Origin of the sequence: Mesoterricola sediminis, from assembly GCF_030295425.1 — a bacterium.
Taxonomy (GTDB): domain Bacteria; phylum Acidobacteriota; class Holophagae; order Holophagales; family Holophagaceae; genus Mesoterricola; species Mesoterricola sediminis.
In genome coordinates, this window is sequence record NZ_AP027081.1 from 1,920,718 (window position 1) to 1,937,544 (window position 16,827).

Below are 16,827 nucleotides of genomic sequence, written 5' to 3' on the forward strand. Positions count from 1 at the left end.
CCAGGAGTCGCCATGCCCCCCCGCAGCACCCCGCCAGCCCCGGTGACCGCCGTCCTCCGGCCGCTGAGCCTGTCCATGCACGAACTCGAAGTGGAACTCACCTTCCCGCCGGAGGCCGTGGCCAAGCCCACCGTGGCCGCGTTGCCAGCCTGGACGCCCGGGTCCTACCTGGTGCGGGACTACGCCCGGTTCCTGGACCGGCTAAGGGTGGAGGACGGGGAGGGCCGGCCCCTGGCCGCGGAGAAGCTCGACAAGCAGCGCTGGCGGCTTCCCGCCAGCCCCGGCGGGCTCCGCGTCACCTACCGCCTCTTCTGCAACGAGCTCACCGTCCGCACCAACCACATGGACGCCGCCCATGCCCACCTGGTGGGGGCCGCGACCTTCCTCTACCTGGAAGGGCAGACTTCGCGCCCCTGGGAGGTCCGCTTCGAGGGCTGGCCCAAGGCCTGGCGCGTGGCGACCGCCCTCCCCCGGCGGGAGCGCGGCTACGCGGCCCAGGACCACGACACGCTCGTGGACAGCCCCTTCGAGCTCGGCACCTTCCGAACCCACGGCTTCCGCGTCCGGGGCTGCGAGTTCCAGGTGGCGATCACCGGCGCCCATCCCGGGGACGAGAACCGGATCGTGGAGGGCACCGAGGCCATCGTCGCCGCCTGCGCCCGGATCTTCGGGGGCTTCCCCTTCAAGCGCTACCTCTTCCTCCTCACGTTCAGCCCCAAGGCCAGGGGCGGCCTGGAGCATCGGGACTCCACCTCCCTGCTCGCGGACCCCCACCAGCTGGAGCGGGCCGAGGGCTACTGGGACCTCTTCCTCCTGATCGCCCACGAGTTCTTCCACGTCTGGAACGTGAAGCGGCTCCGGGACGCGGCCCTGGGGCCCTTCGACTACGGATCCGAGACCTACACCCGCCTGCTCTGGTTCCACGAGGGCTTCACCAGCTTCATGCAGTTCGCCATCGCCCTGCGGGCCGGCGTGGTTCCCTGGCCCTGGGTCGCCCGGAAGCTCTCCGCCTCCTGGACGGACAACACCACGCGCCCCGGGCGCCACGAGCAGGACCTGGAGGCCTCCAGCTTCGACGCCTGGATCCGCCACTACAAGCCGACCGAATTCTCCACGAACGGCACCGTGAGCTACTACGACAAGGGCTCCATGGTGGGCTGGATGATGGACGCCGAGATCCGCCTCGCCTCCGGCGGCGCCTCGGGCCTGGACGCGCTCTTCGCCCTCCTCTGGGCCCGCAACGGGGACGGGCACCTGTCCGACGCCGACATCCGCGCCGCCTACCGCGAGCTCGCCGGGAAGGACCCCGGTCCCTTCTGGAGCCGCTGGATCCAGGGGTGCGCCGAGCTCGACGCCGAGGCCATCTCCCGGGCCTACGGCCTCACCTTCACCGTGCGGTCCCCCTGGGAGGCCCTGCCCGCCGGGGAGGCCGGGGATCCCGACGCCCAGCGGCGCGCCCGCACCTGGGCCGGCCTGGCCTTCCAGGGCGCGTCGCCCTCCGTCCAGAACGTCCTGCCCGGCTCGCCCGCGGCCCGGGCCGGCCTGGGCTACGGCATGGAGATCCTCGCGGTGGACGGGTGGCGCACCGCCACCGCCCAGGAGGTCCAGGGCCGCATCGGCGACTTCGCCCCCGGGGACCGCGTGCGCGTCCTCGCCACCGACCGGGGCCGGGTGGAGGCCTACGACCTGATCCTCTCCGAGAGCCCCCACCGGACCACGTCCATCGGCGCGGATCCCCGCGCCGGCGCCGCCCAGCGGGCCGCCTTCGAGGCCTGGACGGGGCAGCCCTTCCCGGGGAAGCGCCCATGAACCCGCTCGACTGGGATCTGGGCAACCTCCCCCCGGGCCTGCCCTGGGGGGGCGTCGACGAGGCCGGCCGCGGGGCCTGGGCCGGACCGGTGGTGGCGGCATGCGCCGTCCTCGACCCGGCCGCGGCCGCCAAGTGGGGCCATGTCCTGAGGGAGGCCAGGGACAGCAAGCTGGTGCCTCCGGACAAGCGCAAGGCCCTGGCCGAGGAGCTCAAGATGGTGCTCCCCGCCTGGGGCGTCGCCGAGGTGGACAACCTCGCCATCGACCGGGACAACATCCTCGAGGCCTCCCTCCAGGCCATGCGGCTCGCCGTGGGGCGATGCGGCGTGAAGCCCCGGATCCTCCTCGTGGACGGCAACCGGGCCCCCCGGACCGGGCTCCCGGAGCGCCTCGTGGTGGACGGGGACGCGCTCAGCTGCGCCGTGGCCTGCGCCTCCATCCTCGCCAAGGCCCACCGGGACGCCCTCATGGAGGCCCTCGACCAGGAGCACCCGGGCTACGCCTTCGCCGCCAACAAGGGCTACGGCACCCCCGCCCACCGGAAGGCCCTGGCCGGCCTCGGCGCCTCGCCCCTCCACCGCGTCAGCTACGCCCCCGTGGCCGCGCTCCTGAGGCCGGACGAGGATCTGCCCGCGGCCCTCTCGGCCGCGCTCGAGGCCTGCGCCACCGTCGCCGACCTGCAGGCCTGGGTCGAGGCCCGCCTGAGGCCCGCCTACGGCCGGCTCCGGCCGGCCTGGGTCGAGAGCCTCCGCTCCCGCTACGCGGAGCGCCTGGCCGTGCTCGCCGCGGAGGACCTCGGATGACGCCCCTCCAGGTCTCCCTCGCCCTCGTCATCGACGGCGGGCGCTTCTTCGTGCAGCGCAGGGATCCCGCCGCCAGGCGGTTCCCGGGCCTCTGGGAATTCCCCGGCGGCAAGGCCGAGCCCGGCGAGACCCCCCGCGAGGCCCTCCTGCGGGAGCTCCGGGAGGAGCTGGACTGGGAGCCGGCGGCCGTCGCGCCCCTGCCCACCGTCACCTACACCTACCCGGGCCTCCGGGTCGTCTTCAGCGTGTTCGCCTGCGCCGGGCCGGGAAGCCCCGCCACCCACCTCGGCTGGGCACGCCTGACGCGGGCCCAGGTGGCGGCCCTGCCCATGCCCGAGGCCAACCGGAACCTGCTCCCGCTGCTGGACCGCGCCGAGCAGGAGCTCCGGAAAATCTCGGCCGGCGCGGAAAATTGGCCCTGAACGCCGTTCCCGGGCGTATAGTGGGGGCATGGCCGTTCCGGGTTTGATTGGAAACGTTGCAGGACGCGCACTCCTCGGGCTGATGCTCATGGCGGCACCGGTCCTCTGCGCACCCGCCCCGCAGAGCCAGGAGGTGGTGCTCGAGGCCTCCCTGGGCGCGAAGCTCGCCATCGCGGTGCCGCGCCCCGCCGCCAACGGCGTTCCGGAGGCGAAGGTCAGCGGGGACTTCCACGCCGTCCTGGCCCGGGATCTCGCCGAGGCCGGCCCCTTCTCGGTCCTCAAGGACGGGCTCCCCTCCGCCACCGATCCGGCCTCGTACCGGCTCTGGGCCGACGCCGGCGCCGAGTGGCTCCTCACGACCGCCGTCAGCGCCACCGCCGACGGCATCGAGGTGGTCGCCCAGGTGGTCGACGTCAAGGCCGGGCAGGACAAGAAGGCCCGCACCGCCGTCTTCTCCAAGCGCTACACGGGGAAGGAGGCCGCCCTCCGCCGGATGGCCCACAAGCTCTCCGACGACCTCGTCTCCCGCCTGACGGGCCAGTCCGGCGCGGCCAGCACCTCCATCGTCTTCGTCCGCCAGCTGAGCCCAGGGATCAAGGAACTCTTCCAGATGGACCGGGACGGCGCGAACGCCGTGCCCCTCACCGCCTACCGCAGCCTCACCCTCTCCCCCTCCGTGGCCCCCGACGGCCGCCTGGCCTTCGTCACCTACAAGGGCGGGGGCCCCGAGATCTGGGGCCAGCGGACCGTGGGCGGCCCCATGGTCCGGCTCTTCCCCACCGCCGGCAAGGTCGACGGCCACTGCTTCTGCCCCGTCTGGAGCCCCGACGGCCGCCGCCTGGCCCTGGTGCAGGGGGATCGCCGCGGGAACACCGACATCATCGTCCTGGACGTCCCCACCGGGAAGGTCCGGCGCCTCACCGACAGCAACTGCCTGAACACCGACCCCAGCTGGAACCCCACCGGCACCCAGCTGGCCTTCACCTCCGACCGGGAGGGCAGCCCCCAGATCTACCTGATGGAGGAGGACGGCTCCAACGTCCGCCGCCTCACCCGGGAGGGGAACTACAACGGCAGCCCGGCCTGGAGCCCCGGCGGGTCCATGATCGCCTACGTGTCCCGGTTCGAGGGCAAATTCGACCTTTTCGTCTACAAACTGGGGGATGGCAAGTCCTACCAGATCACGACCGGCGTCGCCAGCTCGGAATCCCCCTGCTGGTCCCCTGACGAGCGCCGGATCATCTTCACCAGCGGGTCCAGGGGCGGAATGCAGCTTTATAGCACCGACCTCTCCGGCACCAACCTCCGGAAGCTCACCGAGCTCTCGGGGTGCCAAAGTCCCAAGTGGATCCGTTCAAGATGAGGAAATAATTGACTCCCGGAGTTCCCGGGGCGCGTTAAACTTAAAGCGTGTTGGAGGAACCAATCATGCGCTTCGTTCGAAACCTCATTCCTCTTTCCGTGGTGCTCACGCTGGGTGTCGGTGTGGCCTGCAAGAAGCCCGCGCCCGCTCCCGTCGAGCCCCCGAAGCCCGTCGCGCCCGCCGGTCCCTCGCAGGAAGAGCTGGACGCCCAGAAGCGCGCCGCTGAGGAAGCTGCCCGCCTGAAGGCCCAGGCCGAGGCCGAGGCCGCCCGCAAGGCCGCCGCCGCCGCCGCCGCCGAGAAGGAAGCCGCCTTCCGCCGCGCCGCCGAGGCCGCCCTGAAGAACATCAACTTCGACTTCGACAAGTCCGAGATCCGCGAGGCCGACAAGGCCAAGCTCCAGGCGATCGCCGACTTCATGAAGGCCTATCCCCAGGCCAAGCTCCAGATCGAAGGCCACTGCGACGAGCGCGGCACGGTCGAGTACAACCTCGCCCTCGGCGAGCGCCGCTCCCACGCCGCCCAGGCCTACCTGGTGGGCCTCGGCGTCGCTTCCGACCGCCTCTCCACGATCAGCTACGGCAAGGAGAAGCCGCTGGTCCAGGGCCACGACGAGAAGAGCTGGCTCGAAAACCGCCGCTGCGAGTTCAAGCTCCAGTAGGAGCCTGGCCGCCATGTGACTCGGAAGGGCGGGGGACGCACATCCTCCGCCCTTTCTCTTTCGGAGTCGATCCATGATCAGCAGGACCCTCATCACCTCCCTTGCCCTGGCCGGCCTGGCCCTGGGCGTCGGCTGCTCCTCCGAGGACCGCCTCAAGCGGGTGGAGGACCAAGTCACCGATCTCAAGGTCGAGATCTTCAAGCTCCGTTCCCAGGTCGAAGACGCCAACAAGAAGGCCGACGAGGACCGCGAGGCCGGCGCCACCAGCCGGGCCCAGGAGACCCGTTTCCGGGCCGACCTGCAGGAAACGATGCGCCAGCTCCAGGACGCCACCCGCGTCCTGAACAACCGCCTGGGCGACGCCGTCCAGCAGCGGCGCGCCGCCCCTCCGGCGCGTCCCGCGGCCCCCCAGGAGGACGCGGGCGCCACGTCCGAGGACGAGAAGGCCTTCAACGCCGCCGTGCTGGACTACAACCGCGGCAACTACGCCCTGGCCGCCGACGGTCTGGCCCTCTTCCTCAAGAGCCGGCCCCAGAGCGCCCACGCGCCCGACGCCCTCTTCTACCTCGGTCTCGCCAACTACAACCAGAAGCTGTACAACCAGGCCCAGCCGGCTTTCGAACGGATCATCAAGGAGTTCCCCAACTCCAACCAGTTCCTCCCGGCCAAGCTCAAGCGCGCCCAGTCCCTGCTCAAGCAGGGCCTCAAGCCCGCCGCGATCCGGGCCTTCAAGGAGATCACGGAGGCCTTCCAGGGCAGCCCTGAAGCCCGCACCGCCAAACAGGAACTGGACGACCTGGGACTCTAGTGCTTCACCCGGGAAGTCCCTTGAAAATTTGTTTCATACTTCCTTCTCAGCGTCCCACCAAACGATGGGACGCTGAGAATTCGCCTCCTCGCTGAATCGTGTGGGTAGCCCCTGCTGCTGACCGGCAAGGGGGCGATGTGGGAACCGCTTGCGGTTTCCAGCCGAAGGCCAGGGTGTGGGAGGGTTGCGGACCCGGAGGGCGGGCGGAGCCCGTTCCCCGGAGGGGAATCCGCGAGCTTTCCATGCCCGTGCATCGCCCCCGGGGTGGGTCGGGTCGAGGATCATGGAGGCATGGATACGAACGCCCTCTTCACCATGGCCCTCGGCCTCCAGGCTCCCTGGGAGGTCAAATCCCTCGACTTCAACCCCGCAGACAGGCGCCTGGATATCCTCGTGGACTTCCAGCGCGGCGCCTCCTTCCCGTGCCCGGTCTGTGGCCAGTCCAGCAAGGTCCACGACACCGAGGAGAAGACCTGGCGACATCTGGACTTCTTCCAGCACGCGGCCTATCTCACGGCCCGGGTGCCGCGTTGCAAGTGCGATGAGCACGGCGTGAAGCAGGTGCCGGTGCCCTGGGCCCGGGAGGGCTCCGGGTTCACCCTGCTGTTCGAGGCCCTGGCCATGACCCTGGTCCAGGCCATGCCGGTGGCGGCGGTGGCCCGGATCATGGGCGAGCACGACACCCGGCTTTGGCGCGTCCTCCACCATTACGTAAAGGAAGGGCGAAAGGCCAAGGACATGGCCGCCGTGACCCAGATCGGCGTCGATGATGAGACGCACTGCGTCGAATCATCCCGGCGCGGGCAGAACTACATCACCCTGTTCATGGACATGGCCACCCGGACTCTGCTGTTCGCCACCGAGGGCGGGGATACGGCCACCGCCAAGGCCTTCAAGGAGGACCTGATCGCCCACGGGGGCAAGCCCGAGAACATCGAGGAGGCCTGCATCGACATGCACCAGGCTTTCATCAACGGACTCCAGGCGTACTTCCCGAACATTCATCTGACCTTCGACCGGTTCCACGTCATGAAGATGGCCAATGAGGCCGTCGACCAGGTTCGGCGGATCGAGGCCAAGGAACACCCGGAACTCAAGCGCACTCGCTACTGCTGGCTCAAGAACCCCTCGAACCTTTCCCGCCGGCAGCGGGAGCGCCTCGACGACCTGAAGTGTTCCAACCTCCGGACTGCCGAAGCCTACCGGATGAAGCTCACGCTCCAGGACTTCTACGAGCAGGCAAACCCGACGGCCGCCGCCACCTTCCTGGAGGAATGGTGCGAGATGGCCACGGAGTCCGAGATGCTGCCGTTCGTGAAGTTCGCCCAGACCCTCCGGGACCATGCCGCCGGTGTCCTGCGCTGGTTCGTGAAGGGCCTGACCAACGGCATCCTGGAGGGCATCAACTCGCTCATCCAAGCCGCCAAGGCGAAGGCCCGAGGCTACCGGACCACCCGGAACATCATCGCCATGGCCTACCTCATCGCCGGGAAGCTCCGGTTCGATGGCCTGGAGCCCCTCTGGGGCTCGCCCCTGGGCTCGGCTACCCCGTCACCCACCTGAAACAGCGAGGAACCGAAAGGGTCCGTCGCTGTTTCGTGTGGGTAATCGGCGGAATAGGCTGGCCAGAGACCCCGCATGTCCTTGAGGAGGAATGGGACCTCCGAGTCCAACCGGCCCGACTGGGTTTCCAGGAAAGAGAAGGGCCTGGGAAGATGGGTCCATGGATACGAAAGTGCTCTTCACCATGGCTCTGGGTCTGCAGGCCCCCTGGGAGGTCGTGGACCTCAAGTTCGACGAGGAGGCCCACCGGCTGGACATCCTCATCAACTTCCAGCGAGGCGCGGACTTCCCATGTCCGGTCTGCGGCCAGCCCTGCAAGGTTCACGACACCGAGGAGAGGACCTGGAGGCACATGAACTTCTTCCATTACGCCTGCTACCTGACGGCCCGTGTCCCGCGCTGCAAGTGCGACAAGGACGGAGTCAAGCAGGTGCAGGTCCCGTGGGCGCGCCCAGGGTCCGGGTTCACCCTGATGTTCGAGGCCCTGCTGATGGTGCTGGTCCGGTCCATGACCGTGCGCGAGGCGGCGGTTGTGTATAAAAGCTTCTGTAAGTTAGCGCCCGCGCCATTCCCGGCGGCCGGGTAGCAAAGGGGCCACTGGCTCCAGTAGGTTTGAAGTTGCGAGCAAGCAAGCCTACGAAAGGAAACCAATGGCCGAGTTGAAGTTTGAGGTCCCCGAGGGGACTGTGGAAGGACTGTTTTCGCAACCGGGTGGGGAGGGCTTCCGGGTCCTGGTGGAAGCCGTGGCCCAGGCCCTGATCAATACGCAGGCCGACGCCCACTTCGGCGCCCCCTGGAACGCCCGCGGACTGGAGCGGCCCAACGGCTACCGGAACGGCTACAAGGCGCGGGGTTTTCAGACGGTGGCGGGCGCCCTGGACCTTTCGATCCCGCAGGCCAGGAACGGCGGCTTCCGGCCCACCCTCTTTGACCGCTGGCAGCGCTCCGAGCGGGCCCTGCTGGCGGCCTGCGGGGAGATGGTCCTGGCCGGCGTGTCGAACCGGAACGTGAGCCGCCTGGCCGAGGAGGCATTTGGCGCGGAGGTGAGCCCCAGTTTGGTCTCGCAGCTCGTGAAAGACCTGGAGCCTGCGGTGGAGGCATTCCGGACGCGGCCCCTGGAGACCTACCCATATCTCATTGTGGACGCCCGGTTTGACAAGGTGCGCGAGGGGCACCGGGTGCGCAGCCGGGCCTTCCTCTGGGCCGCCGGAGTGAACGAGAAGGGTGAGCGGGAAGTCCTGGGCTGGCTGGATTGGGGCGGCGAGACGGAGGTGGCCTGGGAGGCCCTGTTCAAGGACCTGAAAGCCCGGGGCCTGAAAGGGGTGGATACCCTGGTCTCGGACGCCCACGAAGGCCTCTGTCAGGCGGCGACAAAGGCCTTCCCGGGTTCGAGTTGGCAGGAGTGCCAGGCCCACTTCCTGCGCAGGGCCATAGAGCAGGTGAAGATGGCGGATCAGAAGGCGTTCCGCGCCGACGTGAGGGCCGTTCTGCATGCCGCTGACCGGAAGCGGGCCGTTGAACTCCTGGACCTCCTCCGGGCCCACTGGGCGGAGAAATCGCCCAAGGCGGTGGACTACGTCGAGGAGCACCTGGACAGCCTCCTGGCCGTCCTGGACCTGCCCGAGGGTCACCACAAGCGCCTACGGACCACCAACATGGTCGAGCGCTTCAACCAGGAGCTGAAGCGAAAGAGCCGCCTGGTGCGGGTCTGGCCGAACGCCGAGAGCCGGGAGCGGATCTACGGCGCCCTCCTGATGGAGCAGCACGAGGCCTGGACCGGCCTGGTCTGGATGCACATGGGGAGTCCTGCGTGATTTGGTTGCGTTGGCTGCTCCAGGCCCTGAAGGCGCCGACCCATGCTCTGTGGAGCGTACTCGGCCATGGAAAGCCTGTGGACTGCGCTGCGCGCACCGGCCCTGCGGGCCTGCCCACAAGCTTCCCACAGCCTCGGGCTACGCCTGGAGACCGCTACGCGTTCTCCATGGGCCGCGCCCCAATTTCCTGGACCACCAGGAGGGGGTAATCAATGGAAGGCAATCAGGTGTCCGGCAGGGTGATGCCGGAGGCGAGCCGCTGCGCAGCAGCCGGCGACAGGGGGCGGCTCATGGCATGCTGCTGCTCAAGGGCCCAGCGGCCCGTGTGGAGAACCCGGGCTTGGATGCTAACCAAAACCAGGCCGCTTCTGCTCTCCAGAAGCAGTCCACACCTGAAACAGGATCGGAATCCTGGGCGGATGGCAGCCATCAGCGAAACTCCGGGCCAGGGCAGCACTCGGGGCGGAGGCCGTAGGCCGGAGCGCCGAGTGCTGTCCTGGCCCGGGGTCTGGGGGCTCAGGGCTCAGCCCTGTGGGTCACGCAGGGACACGCCGTTGATGCGCACCGTCTTGCACCGGTGCCGCAGCCGGCTCAGCAGGGCTTCCACCAGTCCCGGGTTGCCCAGGAAGTTCTGCCACTCAGGGAAGTCCAGGTTGGTGGTGATGATCGTGGGGTAGCGGTTGTAACGCTCCTCCATGAGCTTGAAAAAGATGTTGGTCTGCTCCGGCTTGATGTTCAGGTAGCCCAGTTCGTCGATCAGGAGGACCTGGATCCGGGACAGGCGTGTCAGGAGCTTGCGGGAGGACCTGTCCGCCAGGGAGGCGTACATCTCGTCGAACAGGTCCTGGGCGCGGATGAACAGGCCGCGGTGCCCGTTCTGCAGGGCCTTGAGGAGGATCCCGGACGCCAGCCCCGTCTTGCCCACCCCGGTCGGGCCGATGAACACGATGTTCTCGGCCTTGGCGATGAAGTCCAGTTCACCGAAGGACCGGATCTGGCGCTGGTTGACGGAGGGCTGCTGCTTGTAGGGGAAGCTCTCCAGGGTCCAGTTCTCCGGAAGCCTGGCCTGCCGGATCCGGTAGGCCATCGCCGATTCCTGCTGGTGATGCCATTGCGCCCGCAGCAGCCGCGCCAGGAACTCCTCGTAGGAGGGCTCCTCCTTGGCGGCCTCCGCCAACTCCTGGTCCAGGATCTCGGCCATCCGCCCCAGATGCAGGTTTCTGAGCAGTTGCTCCAAGTCATCCTTCATGGTCGTCCTCCTTGGGATCAGGGGTGGGGTCGCCGGCGGTGTCTCCGAGTACGAAGTACTCCCGGGCGATGTGCCGAAGCACCATCCGGTCCAGCCGCTCCAGGTCGAACAGGCCGTATTCCAGGGCGGTCCCGATGGCGGCCAGCAGCGGGGCGCGGGGGTAGTCCCGGACCATGGCCTGCAGCCGCCTCAGCATGCGCAGCATCCGGCCCGGATGCCGGACCCGGAAGGCGGCGACGTACCCGGCCAGGGCCGGCTCTGCCAGCAGCAGGTCCACCTCCTCAGGGCTGGTGGTTCGTTTGCTCCGGCCCTGGCCGCGAGGGGCCCGGTGGGCGGGATCGATCACCCGCTGGCCGGAGGCGTCCAGCACCTTGCGGTGGGTAGCCACCTGCCTTGGACCAACAAAGACCTCGATCTGGTCGCGGGTCTCCCGCACTTCGAGCTGGTGGCCGATCAGCGCATAGGGGATGGAGTAGCGGTTGCCTCCGATGCTGACGAAGCCCTGGATGTCCCCGATCCTCTGGTGGAGCTGGTAGACGGTGGGGACCCAGATGGGCAGCGGCCTGAGCTGGGTCCGCTCCTCCAGGAACAGCTCCCTCGGGCTGGCCTGGAGGCTGCGCTTGCGGGTGGCGTTGACCTTCTCGCACCAGTCCCGGGCCTGCCGGTTGAGATCGTCCCAGTCCCGGAATTCGCGGCCGGCCAGGAAGTTGTTCTCGATGTAATCGAATGGCCGCTCCACCCGGGCGCTGCGGTTGGCATGGCCCAGCGCATGGGCGCGGAACTCGAATCCGAACCGCTCGGCGAATGCCGCCATCTCCGGCGCGGGGATCATGGACGCCCCCGTGCCCTGGGACACCACCACGTGGGTGTTGTCGATCATGCAGCGGGCGCAGGCCCCACCAAAGAACTGCAGGGCTTCCGTGAGGAACACCTTGCACCAGAAGCGGTTGAAGGTCGGGTAGTACTGGTGGAACAGCATCCGGGAATGGCAGAGCACCAGGCTTGCGTCCTGGATGAGGAGCATCCGCTCCCCGATCCGCACCCGGTGCGGACTGGTGTCGTGCTGCATCTCCTCGCCGGGTTGGAAATGGTATTCCCCGGAGGGCTGGGGTCCCGGGTGGCCGATGCCGTGGCGGCGGCAGAACCCCGTCAGCGCCTGGTAGGACAGGTCGGCGCCGCGTTCGCGCAGGATCTCGTGGACCCGGATCAGGTTGCCCTTGCAGGCCGGGAACAGTTCCAGGATCTCCTCCCGGTGCGGCTCGGCCTTCTCCGGCCGCTGGTTTTCGGGGATCGTCGGGGCCCCTGCCGCCAGCACCCGGCCCACGGTGTCCCGCGAGGCCCTCACGGCCCGGGCGATGCCCCGGATCGTGTGCCCCTGCTCGCGGAGCACCAGGATGGCGGTCCGTTTCGACTCGTCAAGCATGGGGCAGCTCTCGCTCGCTGCGCTGGAACAGGGCCTGGCAGTCGCCGGCGGCCTGGCGCAGGGCGGCGCTGGCCTCCTGGACCTCCGACGCGGAGTGGTGCAGGACCAGCGCCCCGCGGCCCAGGTGCTGCTTGGCCCTGCGGGCCACCGCCGCCAGGGTGCCCAGGTCCTCCAGCCAGAGATGGAACGGGTTGGCCAGGCCCTCCGGGGCCGCCAGGGCCCGCTGGGAGCGGAGGAACAGCACGGGATCGGCCAGGAGGCGTTCACGGGCCTCGGCCCGGCTTTGCTGCCAGGCGGCCTTGAGGGCCACGGCCTCCCGGGTGGTGAACGGGGCCTTCAGCAGGGCCGTGCACAGGTTCAGGCAGTCCCGGCGGTTGGCGCGCGCCAACGGGACCAGGACCTTCATGGCGGTGTGGGCGGAAAGCCGGCCGAATAGCACGTGCTCCTGCACCTCGCCGGGCAGTTCCTCCACCAGGGCCAGCCGCCGGGATACCCAGCTCGGGGTGCGCCCGAAACGCCTGGCCAGTTCCTCGGGCGGCATCTGGAACCGGTCCCGCAGCTCGCACAGGAACCATGCCTCCTCCAGGGCGCTGTCCGGCTCAGAGGTCCGCATCATCCGCTCCAGCAGCAGGGCATCGACCTCGCCCAGGTACCAGAGGGCGGCCTCCAGCGTGTCCCGCTTCAGGCGGCGCAGGGCCCGGAAACGCTTGTAGCCGTCCAGGAGGGCGTAACGGTCCTGCCCCAGGGCCAGCACCACCACCGGCACCTTCTGGCCATCCGCGGCCAGGGAGGCCAGCAGTTGACGCTCGCCCTGGGGATCACGGCGACGCAGATGCTCGTAGCGGAGATCGATCTGGTGGAATTCGAGGTCCATGGCGCCACCCGAAAGGACGGCCAACAGGGTAGGAAACCCCGGGGGAGCCTTTCGAGGTCGTCTCGCAGGTGGAGGGGGGGAAGTATGTCTTTATTTTATTGATTCCATAGGAGGTTGGGCGGAAGCTGCGTCTCGCGGCCGGGAAATATCATGTTTGTCGATACCTCGTGATTTCATTTGAGTTGCACGAGAACTGCGTCTCGCGCCTGGCGCAGGAGGACTTTGCCGCTCTCCTCGACCAGGGCGCTGATTTCCAGCCCGACCACCTTCCGGGCGTAGCGCCAGTCGATGGCCTCCGCAGGCACCGTCCCCTTTCCCCCGGCCCCCACCTGCACCAACTTGGCGGTGAACCGGGTGTGGCGGTCGTAGTCCGGGTCCCGGTCATGGAACCGGGCGCAGGCCCGCCGGTGCCGCTCCTTCTGGCAGGAGGGGGCCCCGCAGACGCGCTGCCGCTCCCCAACCATCCGGTCTGGGTGGAACCATTTCCTGCAAATAAGGCAGGGCCGAGCCTTGAGCATGCCGGGCCTCCTTGGAAAGGGGGTGCTCAAGCCTGTCCGGCCTCCACGCTCGGGACCAGGGGGAACAAGGAGAGGTGGCCGATTCTGGAGAGCAGGGATGCTCAGGTCTCAGCCGCCGATGGCCTGGTTTTGGAGAGCAGGCCTATGCCGATTCTGGAGAGCGTCGAAGACCAAGTAGAGCATCCTCCTGGTGGAGTTCACTACCACGCAGCAGCAGCGAGCAACACCGCCAGTGCCTTTCCTACGGGAACGATCCAGGGCAGCAGCCATGAAAAAGCCCCGGCGAACCGGGGCTGGGAGTGCTCATAAGAGTATTGCCTACTGCAATGGCTGGAGTTGGACAGGACCATAAGTGGCGCTAGGCAACCCCTCGATCATCTTGATTGAAAGCTCGGATCGACCGGCTTTTGAGCTGACCTTGCCCCAGAAAAAGAAGTCATTTGCATTGTCGAAAATAACTTCGTTCTCTGGTTGTGACTGGGAGTCTAGGACCTCCACCGTCCAGGACTTCGCACGATAAAAGCTCTTGTCCTTTTCTGCGCGATCCTTGAACTCGCTGAACTGCCAGAGACTAAATATGTATAGGTTGGCGGTGCGTTGCCTAACGCTATAAAACCACATGCCTCCCCGAGATGGCATCTTCCCGCGAATGTGCGCAAACCTACCATCGAACCGAATATCCTCGCCATGGAGCGCCACGGCTGGAGCTGATGTAGCTTGCCCCATCAGGCAAGGATGAATCAGTCCAACCGCGACGATCAATGCAAGACGCTTCAATACAACCATTACCTACTCCGTTCAGAAGAAATCCGTGTTGCCAATAACCAAAGAATTTTTTCTGAGCTGATGCCCTGGGTTACTTGGTCCGTAGCTTCGCCACTGATCTCTTGTCCCGACATCATAGAGCTTGGTATTCCCGTTCCATATTTGGCGGAATGCTTCGCGGGTAGTTTTACCATCGTTAAAGCTCGCTAACTTTTGGGTTGCATAGCCATACTCGGAGCTATTGACCTTACCCGCCAAAATATTGCTGATCCTATTGGGGTTGATCGCCAGTGCCGTGAACTGGTTCGGAGAACTGATTAGCTGAAGCATCAAATTATTGGTAAGCCCTGGCTGGGAAACGCCTTGCTTTTGCCCCCAATTCGCTCCTTCCTCCTGCACTTGGGCAACTCGGTTGGCGAAAGCAATGGCACCAGCCTGAACGGCGGCGGCGCCTTCATCGCGGAACTCTTGAGCAAGAACCGCACCGACCAACTGCACGGCAGTCACCTTCAAGTCAGTCGAAAGCCCTAGCTTCTTCAACGTATCCTTGGAAAGAAAATCTGTTTGCGACAACGCAGCACCCCACCGCGGTTCCCATCCGCGCAGGGCGATTCCCCTTGTACCGCAACGCTTTTCAAAGACCGATCCGCCATTGTAGCGCCGGAGACCCCCTGACGCGCTTTTCCCGCCGCGCCGAGGGCGGCAGCCTGGATGAGCGGCTAAAGAAGGAACAACGCTGAGGGGAGGCACCCCTGTAGGGTAACCTCCCCGTCGGTGGTTCCGCGGCCTCAATCCTTGCTCCCTCCGGTTGCCTCGGAGGCGGGCTCCTCTTCCGTCATGTCCCTCGCCCCGACATCGAATGCGCGATTGAGGAGCTGGGCAAATAGCTTTTTCGGGACTTCGCCTTCCTTCCTCTGGATCACCTTGTGGGGATTGAGGAGCAGGACGTATTGGTAGTCGTGGGTCCCCTCCTCGCACATGATGAACCCGTGCTCCTTCAGGGCCTTCATGCGTTGCCGCCAGGTGGAAACGGCACGCTCCCCCGAGAATCCGGATTCAGCAGCCAGGTCCGCGGGATGAGGAATGTCGATCACCTGCGCGTCGAAACTCCTGCACCACAGGCAGAAGTACGTGTATCCGGCAGCCGCGTTCTTGGTGAGGGCGTCAATGATGTTGACGATGATCGGCATGGTCCTGGGAATGGTGGTGAATCCCTTCTGCTTCAGCCGGAGCCACAGTTCCTCATCGGGCACGTCAGCCCAGAGCTTCTCCCGGAGCTTCAGGTTCTTCGCCTGCATCTTCTTGCCCCTGGCGTACTGCTGTTTGACATTCATTGGAGCCCCCCTGAAAGGAGGGGACCGTGGTCAGAAGGTTGGAATTCCTGACCCACCAGGTCGCGAGCTCTGGTGTCGGTCCCCAATTCAAGTATCGTGTCGTAAGTCAAACCACTCCATGAAATACGCAATAATGTTTAGCCGGGCGATGCCCAGGAATCCATCAACCCACGCCACGAATCATAGGCAGCTAAAGCAATCCGGCAACCGGGCTACACAATTCCGTGCATTGAATTTTTATAAATCATGCAGTTCGAACACTTGTCCCAGACCCTCCAGTGCTCCCATGTGCTAAGGGTTATCCCTGGTGGTCATCGGTGCTCCCAGTGCTCCTGGGCTCGGGGCAGCCTCCCCCTGGTCAGCCCTCGTCTTCCTCTTCCGCCTCGCGCTCCAGCGCCTCCAGCAGGTCCTCCGCAGTGGGCTCCTCGTCATGCTCCCCCACCTCGGGCAGCCGTCCCGGGTGGGTGGCGGCGTGGACGCTCTTGAGCAGGCGGATGCTCACCTGCGTGTAGATCTGCGTCGTGCTCAGTTCCACGTGGCCGAGCATGGCCTGGATGAACCGGATGTCCGCGCCACCCTCCAGCATCAGCGTCGCCATCGTGTGCCGGAACAGGTGGCAGGCGCCCTTCTTGCCGACCCCCGACTTCTCCACGTAGACCCGCACCAGCCGCGTCATGGCGTTGGGCGTGAACGCCTCACCCCATTCGGACAGGAACAGCGTGCCGTCGTCCCTGGCGGCCACCAGGTCCGGCCTGGCGCTCTCCTTGTAGCGCTGGACCCAGGCCAGGGCCCGCTCCCCGATCGGGATCATCCGGTCCTTGCGGCCCTTGCCCTGGCGGATCATCACCGTCCCGCGCTCGGCGTCGATGCTGTGCACCGTGAGGTTGATCAGCTCCAGCCGGCGCATCCCGGTGCTGTAGAAGGTCTCCAGGATGGCCCGGTCGCGTAGGCCGGAGGCGTTGCCCAGGTCCGGCACCGCCAGCACCGTCTCCGCCTCCCGGGCGCTGAGGATGGCCTTGGGCAGCCGCTTCTCCAGCCGGGGCAGCTCCAGGTCCGTGGCCGGGCTGTAGAGCAGGTGCCCCTTCTTCACCAACCAGGAGAACCAATGCCGGATCGGGATGATCCGGCTGTGCTGGCTGCGCGTCGAGAGCGGCTCGCCGTCGGCCTTGCGGTAGTAGAACAGGTAGCGCTGGTAGCGCTCCAGGATGGGCCGGTCGATCTCCTGGGGCTTGGTCAGGCCCCGGTCGTCGCACCAGGCGATGAGATAGCGCAGGTAGCTTTCCCGGGTTTCGATGGTGCGCGGGCTGTAGTTCTTCTCGGCCAAGTGCTCCAGGTAGCGGAGCATGTGGTGATACAGGCTGTCCGGATCCCGGACATCCCCCACCGGGGGCTTCACGGCGCGTTTCTGGCCCTTCTTCGGCAT

At 66.9% G+C, this 16,827-nt stretch carries 16 protein-coding genes and 1 pseudogene; 9 read left to right on the plus strand and 8 right to left on the minus strand.

Translation table 11 applies throughout. The features are described from left to right. Positions 1 to 12: 12 nt before the first annotated feature. The 9 genes and pseudogenes from R2J75_RS08495 (at position 13) to R2J75_RS08535 (ending at position 9,241) form a co-directional block, all read left to right on the plus strand. A complete protein-coding gene (locus R2J75_RS08495; protein ID WP_243334393.1) occupies positions 13 to 1,809 on the plus strand; it encodes a M61 family metallopeptidase in 1,797 nt (598 codons plus the stop codon). Then, complete coding sequence (locus R2J75_RS08500; protein ID WP_243334394.1) at positions 1,806 to 2,612, plus strand: ribonuclease HII; 807 nt, start codon at positions 1,806 to 1,808, stop codon at positions 2,610 to 2,612. Before R2J75_RS08495 ends, R2J75_RS08500 begins: the two co-directional genes overlap by 4 nt. After that, a complete protein-coding gene (locus R2J75_RS08505) occupies positions 2,609 to 3,034 on the plus strand; it encodes a (deoxy)nucleoside triphosphate pyrophosphohydrolase (RefSeq protein ID WP_243334397.1) in 426 nt (141 codons plus the stop codon). Before R2J75_RS08500 ends, R2J75_RS08505 begins: the two co-directional genes overlap by 4 nt. A gap of 88 nt (positions 3,035 to 3,122) precedes the next feature. Further along, positions 3,123 to 4,397 (plus strand): hypothetical protein, encoded by a 1,275-nt coding sequence (locus R2J75_RS08510; RefSeq protein WP_243346727.1) that lies wholly within the window; start codon positions 3,123 to 3,125, stop codon positions 4,395 to 4,397. A gap of 65 nt (positions 4,398 to 4,462) precedes the next feature. Beyond that, on the plus strand, positions 4,463 to 5,056 hold the full coding sequence (gene pal / locus R2J75_RS08515; protein ID WP_243334401.1) for a peptidoglycan-associated lipoprotein Pal: 594 nt from the start codon (positions 4,463 to 4,465) through the stop codon (positions 5,054 to 5,056). A 73-nt stretch (positions 5,057 to 5,129) separates the two neighbouring features. Beyond that, a complete protein-coding gene (locus tag R2J75_RS08520; RefSeq protein ID WP_316411494.1) occupies positions 5,130 to 5,864 on the plus strand; it encodes a tetratricopeptide repeat protein in 735 nt (244 codons plus the stop codon). Between the two features lie 291 nt (positions 5,865 to 6,155). Continuing rightward, complete coding sequence (locus R2J75_RS08525) at positions 6,156 to 7,427, plus strand: ISL3 family transposase (RefSeq protein ID WP_243346731.1); 1,272 nt, start codon at positions 6,156 to 6,158, stop codon at positions 7,425 to 7,427. Positions 7,428 to 7,587: 160 nt separating this feature from the next. Next, positions 7,588 to 7,944 (plus strand): annotated as a pseudogene (locus R2J75_RS08530) (transposase family protein); the annotation flags it as partial. A 133-nt stretch (positions 7,945 to 8,077) separates the two neighbouring features. Further along, the gene (locus R2J75_RS08535) at positions 8,078 to 9,241 is read left to right on the plus strand and encodes an IS256 family transposase (RefSeq protein ID WP_279342096.1); all 1,164 of its coding nucleotides are present in this window, start codon (positions 8,078 to 8,080) and stop codon (positions 9,239 to 9,241) included. A gap of 523 nt (positions 9,242 to 9,764) precedes the next feature. Here the strand turns inward: R2J75_RS08535 and istB are convergent. From istB to xerC, 8 genes are all read right to left on the minus strand, one after another. Beyond that, entirely contained in the window at positions 9,765 to 10,490 is a 726-nt protein-coding gene (gene istB / locus R2J75_RS08540) for an IS21-like element helper ATPase IstB (RefSeq protein ID WP_243346733.1), read from the minus strand. Further along, positions 10,480 to 11,913, minus strand: coding sequence for an IS21 family transposase (istA, locus tag R2J75_RS08545; RefSeq protein WP_316410280.1), 1,434 nt, complete (start codon positions 11,911 to 11,913; stop codon positions 10,480 to 10,482). The genes istB and istA overlap by 11 nt, the downstream gene beginning before the upstream one ends. Next, the gene (locus R2J75_RS08550) at positions 11,906 to 12,787 is read right to left on the minus strand and encodes a ParB/RepB/Spo0J family partition protein (protein WP_279342097.1); all 882 of its coding nucleotides are present in this window, start codon (positions 12,785 to 12,787) and stop codon (positions 11,906 to 11,908) included. Before R2J75_RS08550 ends, istA begins: the two co-directional genes overlap by 8 nt. 173 nt (positions 12,788 to 12,960) lie before the next feature. After that, positions 12,961 to 13,251: a hypothetical protein gene (locus tag R2J75_RS08555; protein WP_243346735.1), complete on the minus strand. Its 291-nt coding sequence runs from the start codon at positions 13,249 to 13,251 to the stop codon at positions 12,961 to 12,963. A 372-nt stretch (positions 13,252 to 13,623) separates the two neighbouring features. Next, the gene (locus R2J75_RS08560; RefSeq protein WP_243346736.1) at positions 13,624 to 14,091 is read right to left on the minus strand and encodes a hypothetical protein; all 468 of its coding nucleotides are present in this window, start codon (positions 14,089 to 14,091) and stop codon (positions 13,624 to 13,626) included. 12 nt (positions 14,092 to 14,103) lie between these two features. Beyond that, a complete protein-coding gene (locus tag R2J75_RS08565; protein WP_316411495.1) occupies positions 14,104 to 14,610 on the minus strand; it encodes a hypothetical protein in 507 nt (168 codons plus the stop codon). Positions 14,611 to 14,858: 248 nt separating this feature from the next. Further along, positions 14,859 to 15,404, minus strand: a complete 546-nt coding sequence (locus R2J75_RS08570; RefSeq protein ID WP_243346738.1) for a hypothetical protein — start codon at positions 15,402 to 15,404, stop codon at positions 14,859 to 14,861. Positions 15,405 to 15,762: 358 nt separating this feature from the next. Then, the gene (gene xerC, locus R2J75_RS08575; RefSeq protein ID WP_243346739.1) at positions 15,763 to 16,827 is read right to left on the minus strand and encodes a site-specific tyrosine recombinase XerC; all 1,065 of its coding nucleotides are present in this window, start codon (positions 16,825 to 16,827) and stop codon (positions 15,763 to 15,765) included.

Coding starts and splice junctions, on each gene's coding strand:
- R2J75_RS08555 (WP_243346735.1), bottom strand. CDS start 13,251: ATGGTTGGGGAGCGGCAGCGCGTCTGCGGGGCCCCCTCCTGCCAGAAG.
- pal (WP_243334401.1), top strand. CDS start 4,463: ATGCGCTTCGTTCGAAACCTCATTCCTCTTTCCGTGGTGCTCACGCTG.
- R2J75_RS08535 (WP_279342096.1), top strand. CDS start 8,078: ATGGCCGAGTTGAAGTTTGAGGTCCCCGAGGGGACTGTGGAAGGACTG.
- xerC (WP_243346739.1), bottom strand. CDS start 16,827: ATGCCGAAGAAGGGCCAGAAACGCGCCGTGAAGCCCCCGGTGGGGGAT.
- R2J75_RS08560 (WP_243346736.1), bottom strand. CDS start 14,091: ATGGTTGTATTGAAGCGTCTTGCATTGATCGTCGCGGTTGGACTGATT.
- R2J75_RS08500 (WP_243334394.1), top strand. CDS start 1,806: ATGAACCCGCTCGACTGGGATCTGGGCAACCTCCCCCCGGGCCTGCCC.
- R2J75_RS08550 (WP_279342097.1), bottom strand. CDS start 12,787: ATGGACCTCGAATTCCACCAGATCGATCTCCGCTACGAGCATCTGCGT.
- R2J75_RS08495 (WP_243334393.1), top strand. CDS start 13: ATGCCCCCCCGCAGCACCCCGCCAGCCCCGGTGACCGCCGTCCTCCGG.
- R2J75_RS08525 (WP_243346731.1), top strand. CDS start 6,156: ATGGATACGAACGCCCTCTTCACCATGGCCCTCGGCCTCCAGGCTCCC.
- istB (WP_243346733.1), bottom strand. CDS start 10,490: ATGAAGGATGACTTGGAGCAACTGCTCAGAAACCTGCATCTGGGGCGG.
- R2J75_RS08505 (WP_243334397.1), top strand. CDS start 2,609: ATGACGCCCCTCCAGGTCTCCCTCGCCCTCGTCATCGACGGCGGGCGC.
- R2J75_RS08520 (WP_316411494.1), top strand. CDS start 5,130: ATGATCAGCAGGACCCTCATCACCTCCCTTGCCCTGGCCGGCCTGGCC.
- R2J75_RS08570 (WP_243346738.1), bottom strand. CDS start 15,404: ATGAATGTCAAACAGCAGTACGCCAGGGGCAAGAAGATGCAGGCGAAG.
- istA (WP_316410280.1), bottom strand. CDS start 11,913: ATGCTTGACGAGTCGAAACGGACCGCCATCCTGGTGCTCCGCGAGCAG.
- R2J75_RS08510 (WP_243346727.1), top strand. CDS start 3,123: ATGGCGGCACCGGTCCTCTGCGCACCCGCCCCGCAGAGCCAGGAGGTG.